1 pseudogene (running past one end of the window) is annotated in these 14,278 nt (G+C 69.0%); it reads left to right on the top strand.

The features are described 5' to 3' along the window. Positions 1–4: 4 nt before the first annotated feature. A pseudogene (locus tag QH196_RS06025) lies at positions 5–14,278 on the top strand (non-ribosomal peptide synthase/polyketide synthase); its annotated part runs 16,029 nt beyond the window's last position; the annotation flags it as partial.

The raw sequence follows: 14,278 nt of genomic DNA, 5'->3' as shown, positions 1-14,278 counted from the left end.
CGGGGTCGTGCACCATATCGCGGCCGACGGGTTCTCCCTGCATCCGCTCAGCCGTGATCTGCTGTCGGCGTACGAGGCGCGGACCGCCGGGCGGGCACCCGAATGGGCGCCGATGGCGGTCCAGTACATCGACTACGCGATCTGGCAGCGCGAACTGCTCGGCTCCGAAGAAGATCCCGGCTCGCTGGTATCCCGGCAGCTCGACTTCTGGAAAACCGAGCTGGCCGGCCTGCCCGATGAGCTCCGGTTGTCCACGCGTACCCGTCCCGCGGTGGCCAGCGAACAGGCCGCGACGCACCGGTTCACGGTCCCCGGCGAACTGGTCGACGCGCTCAACAGTCTCGCCAAGGCGCAGGGCACGACCCTGTTCATGGTGATGCACAGCAGTTTCGCGACCCTGCTCGCGCGGCTCAGCGGAACCAGCGATATCGCCGTCGGTATCCCGATCGCCGGGCGCGGTGAGCGGCTGCTCGACGATCTGGTCGGCATGTTCGTCAACACCCTGGTGTTGCGCACCCAGGTCGATCTGGACGCCTCCTTCACCGATCTGCTCGCGCATGTGCGCGATCGGGACCTGCATGCGTTCGCGCACGCCGATGTGCCGTTCGAGCGGCTGGTCGAGGTGCTGAACCCGGTGCGATCGCAGTCGCGGCAGCCGTTGTTCCAGGTGATGCTGGCCTTCCAGAACCTCGGATACTCCGAACTGGAGCTGCCGGGCCTCACGGTGACCGGGCTGGACGTGGAAACGCCGAGCACGCAATACGATCTGGTGCTCACCCTGGGCGAGGCGGCCGACGACGGTTCGGGTATGGCGGCCGAACTCATGTACGCGACGGATCTTTTCGACGAAGCGTTCGTCTCCGGGTTCAGCCGGCGATTCCTGCGGTTGCTGCGTGCGGTCGGCGCCGCTCCCACGGTGGCCGTGGGCGATATCGAAATCATGGATCCGGCCGAACGGTCGATGATGCTGCAGCGGTGGAACGCCACCGAGTTCCCGGTGGAGACCGCGCTCACCGCCACCCCGGGCAACAGCATCATGACGCTGGTATCGCTGTTCGAGGCGCAGGTCGCCCGGGCACCCGAGGCCGTGGCCCTCACCTTCGACGGCACGAACCTGACCTACCGGGAGTTCGCGGGCCGGGTGCACCGGCTGGCGCGGTGGCTGCGCGAGGCCGGGGTCGGTACGGAAACATATGTGGCCCTGGGGATTCGCCGGTCGATCGATCTCCTCACCGGCATCTACGCGGTAGTGGCCGCGGGCGGTGTGTATGTGCCGCTGGATCCGGACCAGCCACTCGAACGTCTCGAGTACATCATCGATACGGCGCAACCGGTCTGCGTGCTGACCTCCGGTGAAGACCTGGATCCGGCGATTGCCGGCCAGGTGCGGATCGATCGGCTGGACCTGTCCGGTTTCGCGGACACCCCGGTCACCGATGCCGATCGGCTGCGGCCGCTGCGGCCGGACAACACCGCGTACGCGATCTTCACCTCGGGCTCCACCGGACGCCCGAAGGGTGTGGTGGTATCGCACCGGTCGGTGGTGAACCACCTGGTGACGACCCATGCCCGGCACGGCGTCAGCCCCGACCATGTGCTGCTGCTGCGTACGCTGCCCACCTTCGACGCCTCCGTGATGGAGATCTTCGTCGCGCTGCAGGTCGGCGCCCGGCTGGTCATCGCGCGTCCGGAAGGACATCGCGACGCCGCGTACCTCACCCGGTTGATGGCCGACGAGGGTGTGACGATGGCGCAGTTCGTGCCGTCGCTGCTGTCGGTGTTCCTGTCCGAATCCGAGCCCGAATCCTGGGCCGGCGTGCGCGATATCGTCGTCGGCGGCGAACTGCTCTCCGCCGACCTCGCCCGGCGGGTCCGCGAGATCACCGGTGCCCGCCTGCACAACCAGTACGGCCCGACCGAGACCACGGTCGATGTCACCCACTACGAGGTGACCGATACCGAAATCGGTGCGGTCCCGATCGGTGTCCCGGGATTCAACGTCCAGGCCTATGTGCTGGACGAGCGGGTACGGCCGGTGCCGGAAGGAGTTCCCGGTGAGTTGTACATCGGTGGTGTGCAGGTGGCGCGCGGCTATCTGGCCCGCCCGGACCTGACCACTGCCCGTTTCATCGCGAACCCGTTCCGCGACGGCGAGCGGATGTATCGCACGGGCGATGTGGTCCGCTGGTCCACCGACGGGGAGCTGGAGTACCTGGGTCGCAGTGACTTCCAGGTGAAGCTGCACGGTCTGCGGATCGAGCCCGGTGAAATCGAACATGCGCTGACCGAGCTGGATTCGGTCGCCGAGGCCGTGGTCGTGATGCGCAGCCATGCGCGCACCGGCGATCATCTGGTGGCGTATGTCGTACCGGTCACCGGCCGGGCGATCGACACCGACGAACTGCGGGCGCATCTGCGCGACCGGTTGCCGTCGTACATGGTGCCGTCGGCGTTCATGGTGCTGGACGCGTTCCCGCTCAATTCTTCGGGCAAGCTGGATCAGAGAGCGTTGCCGGAACCCACGTTCGAGGCCCGCGTCTTCCGCGCGCCGTCCACCCCGATCGAGGAGATCGTGGCGAATACGTTCGCCGAGGTCCTCGGGGTCGAGCGGGTCGGCGCGGACGACGACTTCTTCGAGCTGGGCGGCAACTCGCTGGTCGCGACCCAGGTCGCGGCGCGTATCGGTACCGCGCTGAACGTGACTGTGCCGGTGCGCGCCCTGTTCGAGGCGCCCACGGTCGCGGCCTTGGCGGTCCGGGCCGAACAGGCCGGGGAGTCGGCGCGTCCGGCGCTGGTCGCGGGCCCGCGCCCGGATCGGCTCCCGCTGTCCTACGCGCAGCAGCGGATGTGGTTCCTGAACCAGTACGACACCTCGTCGGTGGCCTACAACCTGCCGCTGGCGATCCGCCTCACCGGTGACCTCGATGTGGCGGCCCTGCGTGCGGCAGTGGCCGATGTGGTGTGGCGGCACGAATCGCTGCGCACCCACTACCCGCAGATCGACGGCACGCCGGCGCAGGTGATCGTGCCCGCCGAGCAGGTGGCGCCGGATCTCACCCCGGTCGCGACCACCGCGGCCGAGGCGGTGGCGGCGATCACCGAGTTCGTGGCCACCGGTTTCGATGTGGCCGCGGCGATTCCGCTGCGGGCCCGGCTGTTCGCGACCGCGCCGGACGAGCATGTGCTGGTCGTGGTGGTGCACCATATCGCCGCGGACGGTTTCTCGATGGCGCCGCTGGCGCGCGATGTGATGACCGCGTACACGGCGCGCGTCCAGGACGAGGTGCCGGGCTGGGAAACGCTACCGGTCCAGTACGCCGACTACGCGCTGTGGCAGCGGCAGGTGCTGGGTGCCGAGGACGATGCGTCCTCGCCGATGGCGCGCCAGATCGCGTTCTGGCAGCGCACCCTCGCCGATCTGCCCGATGAGCTGGCACTGCCGGCCGACCGGCCGCGCCCGGCGGTGGCCTCGCTGCGCGGTGCGACCGTGCGCGCCGAGTTGCCGGCCGAGCTGATCCGGACGCTGGACGAGCTGGCCCGCGCCCGCGGCGCCTCGATGTTCATGGTGCTGCACGCGGCGCTGGCCGCACTGCTGGCCCGCCTCTCCGGTAGCGATGACATCGCGATCGGTACGCCGATCGCGGGTCGTGGTGAGCAGGCGCTCGACGATCTCGTCGGTATGTTCGTCAACACCCTGGTACTGCGCACCGCGGTCGAATCGGGGGAGACCTTCGCCGACCTGCTGGAGCGGGCCAAGCACGCCGACCTCGACGCGTTCGGTCACGCGGATGTGCCGTTCGAACGCCTGGTGGATCTGCTGGCGCCGGAGCGGTCGCAGGCCCGCAACCCGCTGTTCCAGGTGGCGCTGTCGCTGCAGAACAATGAGCAGCCGGTACTGGATCTGGCCGGGCTCGAAGTCTCGGGGATGGACCTCGCCGACGATGTCGCCCGTTTCGATCTGCAGTTCACGCTGGGTGAGAACGCCTCCGGCGGAATGGTTCTGGACCTGAATTACGCCACCGAACTGTTCGACGAATCCACTGTCCGCACGATGATCACGCGGTTCCAGCGATTGCTGGCAGCGGTTGCGGCCGACCCGGGTGTGGTGCTGGGCGCGATCGAGATCCTGGACGACACCGAGCGGGCCGCGGCTCTGAGCCACACGGGTGGTCCGGCGGTGCCGGCAGGCACGTTGCCGGAGTTGCTGGCTGCTGCCGTGGCGGTCGACCCGGCCGCGCCGGCGGTGGTGTTCGACGGCGCTCAGTTCTCCTACGGGGAGTTCGACGAGCGGTCGAATCGCCTGGCACACGTGCTGATCGAACGTTGTCTGGGTGCCGACGACGTGGTGGCCGTGGCGATACCGCGGTCGGCGGATTCGGTGCTCGCCGAATGGGCCGTGACCAAGTCGGGTGCGGCATTCCTGCCGATCGACCCGACCTATCCGGAAGACCGGATCACCCATATGCTCACCGATTCGGGTGCGCCCGCGGGTATCACCGTCTCTTCGGTACGCGCCGATCTGCCGGATTCGGTGGACTGGCTGGTCCTCGACGAGCTCGCGCTCGACGGCTACCCGGCCGAGCCGATCACCGATGCCGACCGGGTCTGGCCGTTGACTCCGGAAAGCGCTGCGTACGTCATCTACACCTCCGGTTCGACCGGCCTGCCCAAGGGTGTTGTCGTCAGCCATGCGGGTCTGGCGAACTTCAGTGCCGAGCAGGTGGAGCGGTACCGGTTGACCTCGGCGTCGCGGGCGCTGGCGTTCGCGTCGCCGTCGTTCGACGCCTCGATCCTGGAGTTGCTGCTCGCGGTCGGTTCGGCGGGTGCGCTGGTTGTGGTCCCGACCGGTACCTATGGTGGCGCGGAGCTGGGTGAGCTGATCTCCCGTGAGGGTGTGACGGTCGGCCTCATCACGCCGTCGGTGCTGGCTTCGCTGGATCCCGCGGACCTCGCGGGTATGGAAGTCATCATTGCCGGTGGTGAGGCTGTGTCGGCGGATCTGGTGGCCAAGTGGTCCACCACCGAGGGTGGGGTGGAACGCCGGTTCCACAATGCCTACGGCCCGACCGAAGCGACGATCGCGACCAATATCAGTGGCCGGTTGCTTCCCAGTGATCCGGTCACCATCGGTGGCCCGGTGCGGGGTATGCGTGCCCTCGTGCTCGACGACCGGCTGAATCCGGTGCCGGAAGGTGTTGCGGGTGAGCTGTATGTCGGCGGTATCCAGCTGGCGCGTGGTTATCACGCCCGGCCGGGTCTCACCGCCGAGCGCTTCGTCGCCGACCCCCACGGCACGCCGGGTGCGCGTTTGTATCGCACCGGTGATGTGGTGCGCTGGCGGCGTGATGCCGCGGGTGATCCCGCGGTGGAGTATGTGGGCCGTAACGATTTCCAGGTGAAGGTCCGCGGTTTCCGTATCGAACTCGGCGAGATCGACGCCGCGCTCACCGCGCACGACACCGTGGACTTCGCGGTCACCACGGGCCATGAGAACGCCGCGGGCGTGACCTCGCTCGTCTCGTATGTGGTTGCCGCAGCCGGTCGTTCCGTCGATACCGACGAGGTCCGTGAATATGCCGGGCAGCGGTTGCCGGGTTACATGATCCCGTCGTCGATCATGGTCCTCGACGCCATCCCGCTGACCCCGGCGGGCAAACTGGACCGCCGGGCCTTGCCGGAACCCGTATTCGAGGTGCGTGAATTCCGGGCGCCGTCGACGCCGACCGAGAACGTGGTGGCCGGTGTGCTCGCCGAGGTCCTCGGCGTGGAGCGGGTCGGCGTGGCCGATGATTTCTTCGCGCTCGGCGGTAACTCGCTGCTCGCGACCCAGGCCGTGGCCCGGCTGGGTGCCGCGCTCAACACCCAGGTGCCGGTGCGGACCCTGTTCGAGGCCTCCGCCGTCGGTGCGCTGGCGGCGCGTCTCGAAGAGCAGACCGGTTCCGGTGGCCGTCCGCCGCTGGTACCGCAACCGCGGCCCACCAGGGCGCTGCCGTCCGGTGAGGTCGTGACACGGATTCCGCTGTCGCTGGCGCAGCAGCGGATGTGGTTCCTGAACTGGTTCGACGGCGGTGCGGCCGCCTACAACATCCCGATGGTGATCCGGTTGTCCGGGCAGCTGGACGTGGCGGCCCTGCGGCAGGCGGTCACCGATCTGGTCGCGCGGCACGAGGTGTTGCGGACGGTGTACCCGGAAACCGAAGCCGGGCCGGTGCAGGTCGTGCTGCCGGCCACGGGGGCGGTACCGGAGCTGGATATCCGCACGGTGTCCGCGGACGAGGTCGAAACCGTGGTGGCCGAGCTGGCCGGGATGTCGTTCGATGTCGCCGAACAGGTGCCGGTTTCGGTGACCCTGTTGCAGATCGACGGCGCGGTGGACGAATACGTGCTCGCCGCGGTGGTGCATCACATTTCCGGTGACGGTTCCTCGATGACACCGCTGACGCGGGACCTGATGACCGCGTACTCGGCGCGGGCGGCCGGCGGGGCGCCGCAATGGGCGCCGCTGCCGGTCCAGTACGCCGATTTCGCGATCTGGCAGCGGAATCTGCTGGGCGACGGCACCGATCCGTCGTCGCTGGCGCACGAGCAGCTCGCCTACTGGCGGTCCGCGCTGGCGGACCTGCCCGAGCAGCTGGATCTGCCGACCGACCGGCCGCGGCCCGCCGCCCAGTCGTACGACGGCGGGCGGGTCGAGGTGCGTATCGACGCGCAATTGCACCGCGCGCTGGCCGATTTCGCCCGCGAACAGGGCGCGACCCTGTTCATGGTGGCGCATACCGCGTTCGCGGTGTTGCTGGCCCGGTTGTCGGGCACCGGCGATATCGCGATCGGTACACCGGTCGCCGGCCGTGGTGAGGCCGCCCTCGACGACGTGATCGGCATGTTCGTGAACACCCTGGTGTTCCGGACCGAGGTCGACGGCGGGGAATCGTTCACCGATCTGCTGGCGCGCCAGCGCGAGGCCGATATCGCCGCCCTCGCGCATGCCGATGTGCCGTTCGAACAGCTGGTGGAAGCGCTGAACCCGGTGCGGTCCACGGCGCGGCATCCGCTGTTCCAGGTGGGCTTCACCTTCCAGAACCTGGCGCAGACCAGCCTGGAACTGGAAGGTCTGTCGGTATCCGGTGTCGAGGCCGGCGCCGAGGCGGCGCTGTACGACCTGAGCATGATTCTCAGCGACACCTACGACGCGACGGGCGCACCGGAAGGGGTTACCGGCTATCTGACCTACGCCACCGCGTTGTTCGACCACGCGACGGTGGCCGGGTTCGTGGACCGGTTCCTGCGGGTGCTCGAAGGGATTGCCGCCGATCCCACGGCTCCGGTCGGGGATATCGAACTGCTCGATGTGGCCGAACGTCAACTGGTGCTGCACCGGTGGAACGCGACCGAGCAGGCGATCGCGCCCGGCTTGCTGCTGGACGGGTTCGACCGGGTCGTCTCGCAGAGCCCGGACCGGACCGCCCTGACCTACGAGGGCACCGGTCTGTCCTACGGCGAGTTCGCAAGCCGCGTACATCGCCTGGCGCGGTGGCTGCGCGAGGCCGGGGTCGGCACGGAAACCTATGTGGCCCTGGGTATGCGCCGGTCGTTCGACCTGCTCACCGCCGCCTACGCCGTGGTGACGGCCGGCGGTGCGTATGTGCCGCTGGATCCGGACCAGCCCGTGGACCGGCTCGAGTACATCGTCGATACCGCGCGCCCGGTCTGCGTGCTCACCTCCGGTGAAGACCTCGATCCGGCGATCGCCGGGCAGGTGCGGATCGACCGGCTGGACCTGACCGGTTTCGCGGATACGCCGCTCACCGACGCCGACCGGCTGCGGCCGCTGCGCCCCGACAACACCGCATACGCGATCTTCACTTCTGGTTCCACCGGCCGACCCAAGGGCGTCCCGGTCTCGCACCGGGCCGTGCTCAACTACCTGGCGACCACCCGCGAACGGCACGGAATCGGCGCCGGCGATGTGCTGCTACAGCGCACCCTGGCCACCTTCGACCCGTCCGTGGTGGAGTTCTTCCTACCGCTGCAACTGGGCGCCCGCCTGGTCATCGCACATTCGGAAGGTCATCGCGACGCCGCGTACCTCACCCGCCTGATGGCCGACGAGGGCGTGACGATGGCGCAGTTCGTACCGTCGCTGCTGTCGGTGTTCCTGTCCGAATCCGATCCCGCGGACTGGGCCGGTCTGCGCAGTATCGTCGTCGGCGGTGAACTGCTGTCCGGTGAACTCGCGCAGCAACTGCGCGAACGTACCGGCGCCCGCCTGTTCAACCAGTACGGGCCGACCGAGACCACCATCGACGTCACCGCCCACGAGGTGACGGGCACCGAAACCGGCGCCGTGCCGATCGGTATCCCCGGTCTCAATACCCAGACCTATGTGCTCGACGACCGGTTGCGGCCGGTGCCCGCGGGTGTGCGGGGCGAGCTCTACCTCAGCGGTGCGCAGCTGGCGCACGGCTACCTGGCCCGCCCCGACCTCACCACCACGCGGTTCGTCGCGAACCCGTTCCGTGCCGGTGAGCGGATGTATCGCACGGGCGATGTGGTCTGCTGGACCCCAGACGGCGAGCTGGAGTACCTGGGCCGCAGCGACTTCCAGGTGAAGTTGCACGGACAGCGGATCGAACCCGGCGAGATCGAGGCCGCGCTCACCGAACACGATTCGGTGGCCCGCGCGCTGGTCATCCTGCGTCATTCGGGCACCGGTGATCAGCTGGTCGCCTACGTGATCCCGGCCGCCGGTGCGACCACCGACACCGAGGTTCTGCGGACCCATCTGCACGACCGCCTGCCGTCGTTCATGGTGCCGGCGGCGTTCGTGGAACTGGACGCGTTCCCGCTGAACGCCTCGGGCAAACTGGACCGTAAAGCGTTGCCGGAACCGGTGTTCGAGGTCCGGGAATTCCGGGCCGCCGCGACCCCCATCGAGGAGATCGTGGCGGATACCTTCGCCGAGGTTCTCGGGGTCGAGCGGATCGGCGCGGACGACGATTTCTTCGCCCTCGGCGGCGACAGCATCGTGTCCATCCAGCTGGTGTCGCGCGCCAAGGCCCGGGGTGTGGTGTTCACGCCGCGGCAGGTGTTCGAACAGCGCACGGTGGCGGGCTTGGCCTCGGTTGCCGAGTTCGCCGAATCCGCCGACCGCGAAGTGCGGACCCTGGCCGAAATGCCCGGCGGTGGGGTCGGCCGGATACCGCTCACCCCGGTGGTGCGGACCATGGTCGACCGCTTCGGCTCGTTCGGGCGCTTCCACCAGCTGACACCGCTGAGCCTGCCGGTCGGCGTCACCCGCGACACCCTTGCCGCGGTGATCGGCCCGGTGCTCGACCGGCACGATATGTTGCGGTCGCGCCTGGCGGTCGTGGACGGCGAATGGGTGCTGGAAACCGCCGAGCCCGGCTCGGTCGATGTGGATCCGCTCATCGACCACACCGTGTTCGATGCCGCCGCCACCGATGAACAGATCGCCGCGATCGCCTCTGCCGCCGCCGATGCCGCGCTGGACCGGATGGATCCGGCGAACGGTGTGGTCGTGCGGTTCGCCTGGCTGGAACCGGATACCGCCGATCGAGCGGGATACCTGGTCGTCATCGCCCACCACCTGGTGGTCGACGGTGTGTCCTGGCGCATCCTGCTGCCCGATTTCCTGCTGTCCGCCGGTGCGCACAGCGCCGGGCAGGCACCGGAACTGCCGAAGCCGACCACCTCGATGCGGACCTGGGCGCATGCGCTGGAGCAGCATGCGCGCAGCGCCGAGCGGGAGGCCGAACTCGAGTACTGGCGGACCGTCGCCGGTACCGCCGATCCGCTGCTGACCGAGCGCGCGCTGGACCCGGCGGTCGATACCGCAGCACTCGTCGAAACCCATGCGGTGCGCGTATCTCCCGAGGTCACCCAGGCGCTGCTCACCACCGTGCCGGCACTGTTCCACGGTGGCGTGAACGACGGCCTGCTCACCGCGCTCGTCCTGGCCGCCACCACCTGGCGGGCCCGGCGGGTGCCGGGGGCGGCGATCGACGATCCGCTGCTGATCCGGCTGGAGGGCCACGGTCGTGAGGAAGAGGTCGTGCCCGGTGCCGATCTGTCCCACACCGTCGGCTGGTTCACCTCGGTGTTCCCGGTGCGGTTCGCACCGGCCGGTATCGATATCGAGGATGCCCTGGCCGGCGGACCGTCGCTGGGTGCGGCGCTCAAGGCGGTGAAGGAACAGCTGCTCGCCGTGCCGGACAAGGGCATCGGCTACGGGCTGCTGCGCCACCTGAACCCGCGGACCGCGGGCGAACTACCGGCCGAACTGCCGGGTCAGGTGAGCTTCAACTACCTGGGCCGTTCCGCCGGGGCGAGCGAGATCTCCCCGGAGATGCGTGAGTTCGGCTGGCTGCCCGCCGATCTGGCGGTCGACGCGGCATTCGACGCGGATATGCCCGCCCTGGCGCTGCTGGATATCAACGCCATCATCGTCGGCGACGAGTTCACCGCGAATATCGGCTACCCGACGACCTTGCTCGGGGCCGACGAGGTCCGCGAATTCGGTGAGTTGTGGGCGCAGGCGCTGGAAGCGGTCGCCCGGCACGCGAATTCCGCGGGCGCCGGCGGGCACACCCCGTCCGATTTCGGCATGGTCGCCCTGTCGCAGTCCGATATCGACGGGATCGAACGGCGTTTCCCGATGCCGGTCGCCGATGTGTGGCCGCTGTCCTCGATGCAGGCGGGCATGCTGTTCCACGCGCAGCTCGCCGCCGCATCGGTGGACGTGTACACCGGCCAGGTCGTGCTGACCCTGACCGGCCGGGTGGACGCCGACCGGCTGCGGGCCTCGGCCCAGGCCCTGGTCGACCGGTACGAGAACCTGCGCACCGCCTTCGTCACCAACCACGAGGGCAACCCGGTCCAGGTCGTCCTCAAGGATCTGCCGGTCGACTGGACCGAATACGACCGCAGTGCCACCGGCACCGCCGCCGATCTCGTCGAGGCGGACCGGATGCGGCGCTTCGATCTCACCGCGCCGCCGCTGCTGCGCTTCACACTGATCAAGACCGGTGCCGATACCTGGCAGTTCGTGGTGTCGAACCACCACATTCTGCTCGACGGCTGGTCGATGCCGCTGCTCATGCGGGATCTGCTGACGCTGTACGCGCTGCATGCCGAAACCACCGGTCTACCGGCGGTCCGGTCCTACCGCACCTTCCTCGAGTGGGTGGGCCGGCAGGACCGGCAGGTCTCGCTGGACGCCTGGCGATCCGCCCTGGCGGAGGTCGGCGAACCGACGCTGCTCGCCCGCTCCGGAACGGGCGGTTCCGCGCACGAGATCACCGCGCTCTCGGGTGAATACGTATTCGAGCTGGATACCGAGGCCACCGCCCGGATCACCGCGCTGGCCACCGAACTCGGCGTCACCGCGAATACGGTGCTGCAGGTGGCGTGGGCGGTACTGATCGGCCAGCTGACCGGCCGCGACGATGTGCTGTTCGGCGCCACCGTCTCCGGCCGCCCGCCGGAGCTGCCCGGCGTGGAATCGATGGTCGGGCTGTTCATCAACACCATCCCGGTGCGGGTGCGTTTCGAACCCGGTGAGTCCGCGCGTTCGCTGCTGGGCCGGGTGCAGGCCGAACAGGCCGATCTGCTGGATCACCACCACGTGGCCCTCGCCGATATCCATGCGGCGGCCGGGATGTCGGCACTGTTCGACACCCTGCTGGTGTTCGAGTCGTATCCGGTGGATGCCGAGGGTATTCAGGCGCAGGCCGCCGATATCGACGGTATGGCGGTGACCGGTCTCGACGGTGTCGATGCCACGCACTATCCGCTCACCCTGGTCGCCTCGCTGGGCAGCACGCTGCGTGTTCGGGCCGGCTACCGGCCGGATATGTTCGGCGAGGACGAGGTCCGGCGGATCGCGGACCGGCTGGTGCGGGTGCTCGGCGGATTCGTCGCCGATCCGGGCGCCGCTGTCGGTGATATCGACCTGCTGGACGCCGCGGAGCGCGAGACGGTGCTGCGCCGCTGGAACGCGACCGAGCATCCGCTCGCGCCGGCCTTGCTGCTCGACGGGTTCGCCCGGGCGGTGGCCGAGCATCCGGACCGGGTGGCGGTGACCTTCGAAGGTGCCGAGCTGACCTATGCGGAACTGTCCGCGCGGGTGAACCGGACTGCGCGGGCCCTGGTGGCCGCGGGCGTGGGTCCGGAATCGCTGGTCGGCCTGGTCATGCGGCGGTCGCTGGATCTGGTGGTCGGCATGTACGCGGTCGTCACCGCGGGCGGTGCGTATGTGCCGCTGGATCCGGACCATCCGGCCGAGCGGATCGGTTATGTGCTCGATACCGCGCAGCCGGTATGTGTGCTGACCACGACCGCCGATGCCGGCGCTGTTCCCGAGGGGACAGGTGTGCCGGTACTGGAGCTCGACGTTCTGGACGTTGCCGGATACGACGGGGCACCGCTGACCGATGCGGACCGGCTCGCGGCGGTGCGGCCCGGTAACACCGCCTACGTCATCTTCACGTCCGGTTCGACGGGGCGGCCGAAGGGGGTGGCGGTCTCGCATGCGGCGATCGTCAACCAGGTCGCCTGGATGCTGGCGCAGTATCCGATGGGCGCCCGCGATGTGTACCTGCAGAAGACCGCGACCACATTCGACGTATCCCTGTGGGGTTACTTCCTGCCGCTGGCCGCCGGTGCCCGGCTCGTGGTCGCCACCCCCGACGGCCACCGCGACCCGGCGTACCTGGCGCGGGTGATCGCCGAGCAGAACGTGACGGTGACCGATTTCGTCCCGTCGATGCTGACGGTGTTCGCGGCCTACACCCCGGCGGGTTCGATCCCCGGACTCGAACATGTCTTCGTGATCGGTGAGGCGCTGCCCCCGGAGACGGTGACCGCGATGCACGCCGTCTCGGATGCGGCACTGCACAACCTGTACGGCCCGACCGAGGCCGCGGTATCGATCACCTACTGGCAGGCCACCGGCGCCGAAACCGGCAGCGTCCCGATCGGTGTGCCGCAGTGGAACTCGCGGGTGTATGTGCTCGACGGCCGGTTGCGGCCGGTTCCCGAAGGCGTCGTGGGCGAGCTGTATCTCGCTGGCGACCAGCTCGCGCGGGGCTATGTCACGCGACCCGATCTCACGTCGGATCGGTTCGTGGCCAGCCCGTTCGACGCGGCCGCGCGGATGTACCGCACCGGCGACCTGGTGCGCTGGCAGCGGGTCGATGGCCGGCCGGTGCTGGAGTACCTGGGCCGCACCGACTTCCAGGTGAAGTTCCGGGGCCAGCGGATCGAACTCGGCGAGATCGAATCGGCATTCCTGGCGCAGCCGCAGGTGAGCCAGGCCGTGGTCACGGTGGTGGCCTCGCAACTGGGTGAGCAGTTGGTCGCCTATGTGGTGCCCGCGCCGGGTGCGCAGATCGAAACCGCGGAACTGCTCGATGCGGTGCGCGAGACCCTGCCCACCTACATGGTCCCGGCGACCGTCGTGCAGCTGGACGCGTTCCCGTTGAACACGTCGGGCAAGCTGGATCGCAAGGCGTTGCCGGAGCCCGAGTTCGAGGCCCGGGAGTTCCGGGCACCGTCGACCCCGATCGAGGAGATCGTGGCCGAGGTCTACGCCGATGTGCTCGGCGCGGAACGGATCGGCGCCGACGACGATTTCTTCGCGCTCGGCGGTAACTCGCTGATCGCGACCCAGGTCGCCGCTCGCCTCGGCCGCGCGCTGGATGTCGACGTCCCGGTGCGCATCCTGTTCGAGGCGCCCACGGTGGCCGCTCTGGCCGCGCGTGCGGAACTGCAGTCCGAGGCCGGCGGGCGGATCGCCCTGGCCCCGCAGCCGCGGCCCACGCAGACCCTGCCGTCGGGTGAGGTCGTGGAGCGGGTGCCGCTGTCGCTGGCGCAGCAGCGGATGTGGTTCCTGAACCGGTTCGATCCGGATTCGTTCGTGGACAACATCCCGATCGCGGTCCGGCTGTCCGGCGATCTCGATACCGCCGCTCTGCAAGCCGCCGTTGCCGATGTGCTGGTGCGGCACGAATCGCTGCGGACCTTCTACCCGGAGGTCGGCGGGACCCCGTACCAGCAGGTACTGCCCGCGGCCGAGGTGGTGCCCGAGCTGGCGCCGATCGAGGTCACGGCGGGCGATCTGCCCGCCCGGCTCGCCGAACTGGTGCTGGCCGGATTCGATGTCACCACGCGCGTGCCGTTCCGGGCCCGGCTGTTCCGGCTGAATGCGTCCGAGCATGTGCTCGGTTTCGTCGTCCACCACATCTCCGGTGACGGTTTC

It is taken from the genome of Nocardia carnea, assembly GCF_029868325.1.
GTDB lineage: Bacteria > Actinomycetota > Actinomycetes > Mycobacteriales > Mycobacteriaceae > Nocardia > Nocardia carnea_C.
The sequence above is the reverse complement of the archived record's forward strand: the minus strand, read 5'-3'. Positions and strand labels throughout refer to the sequence as shown.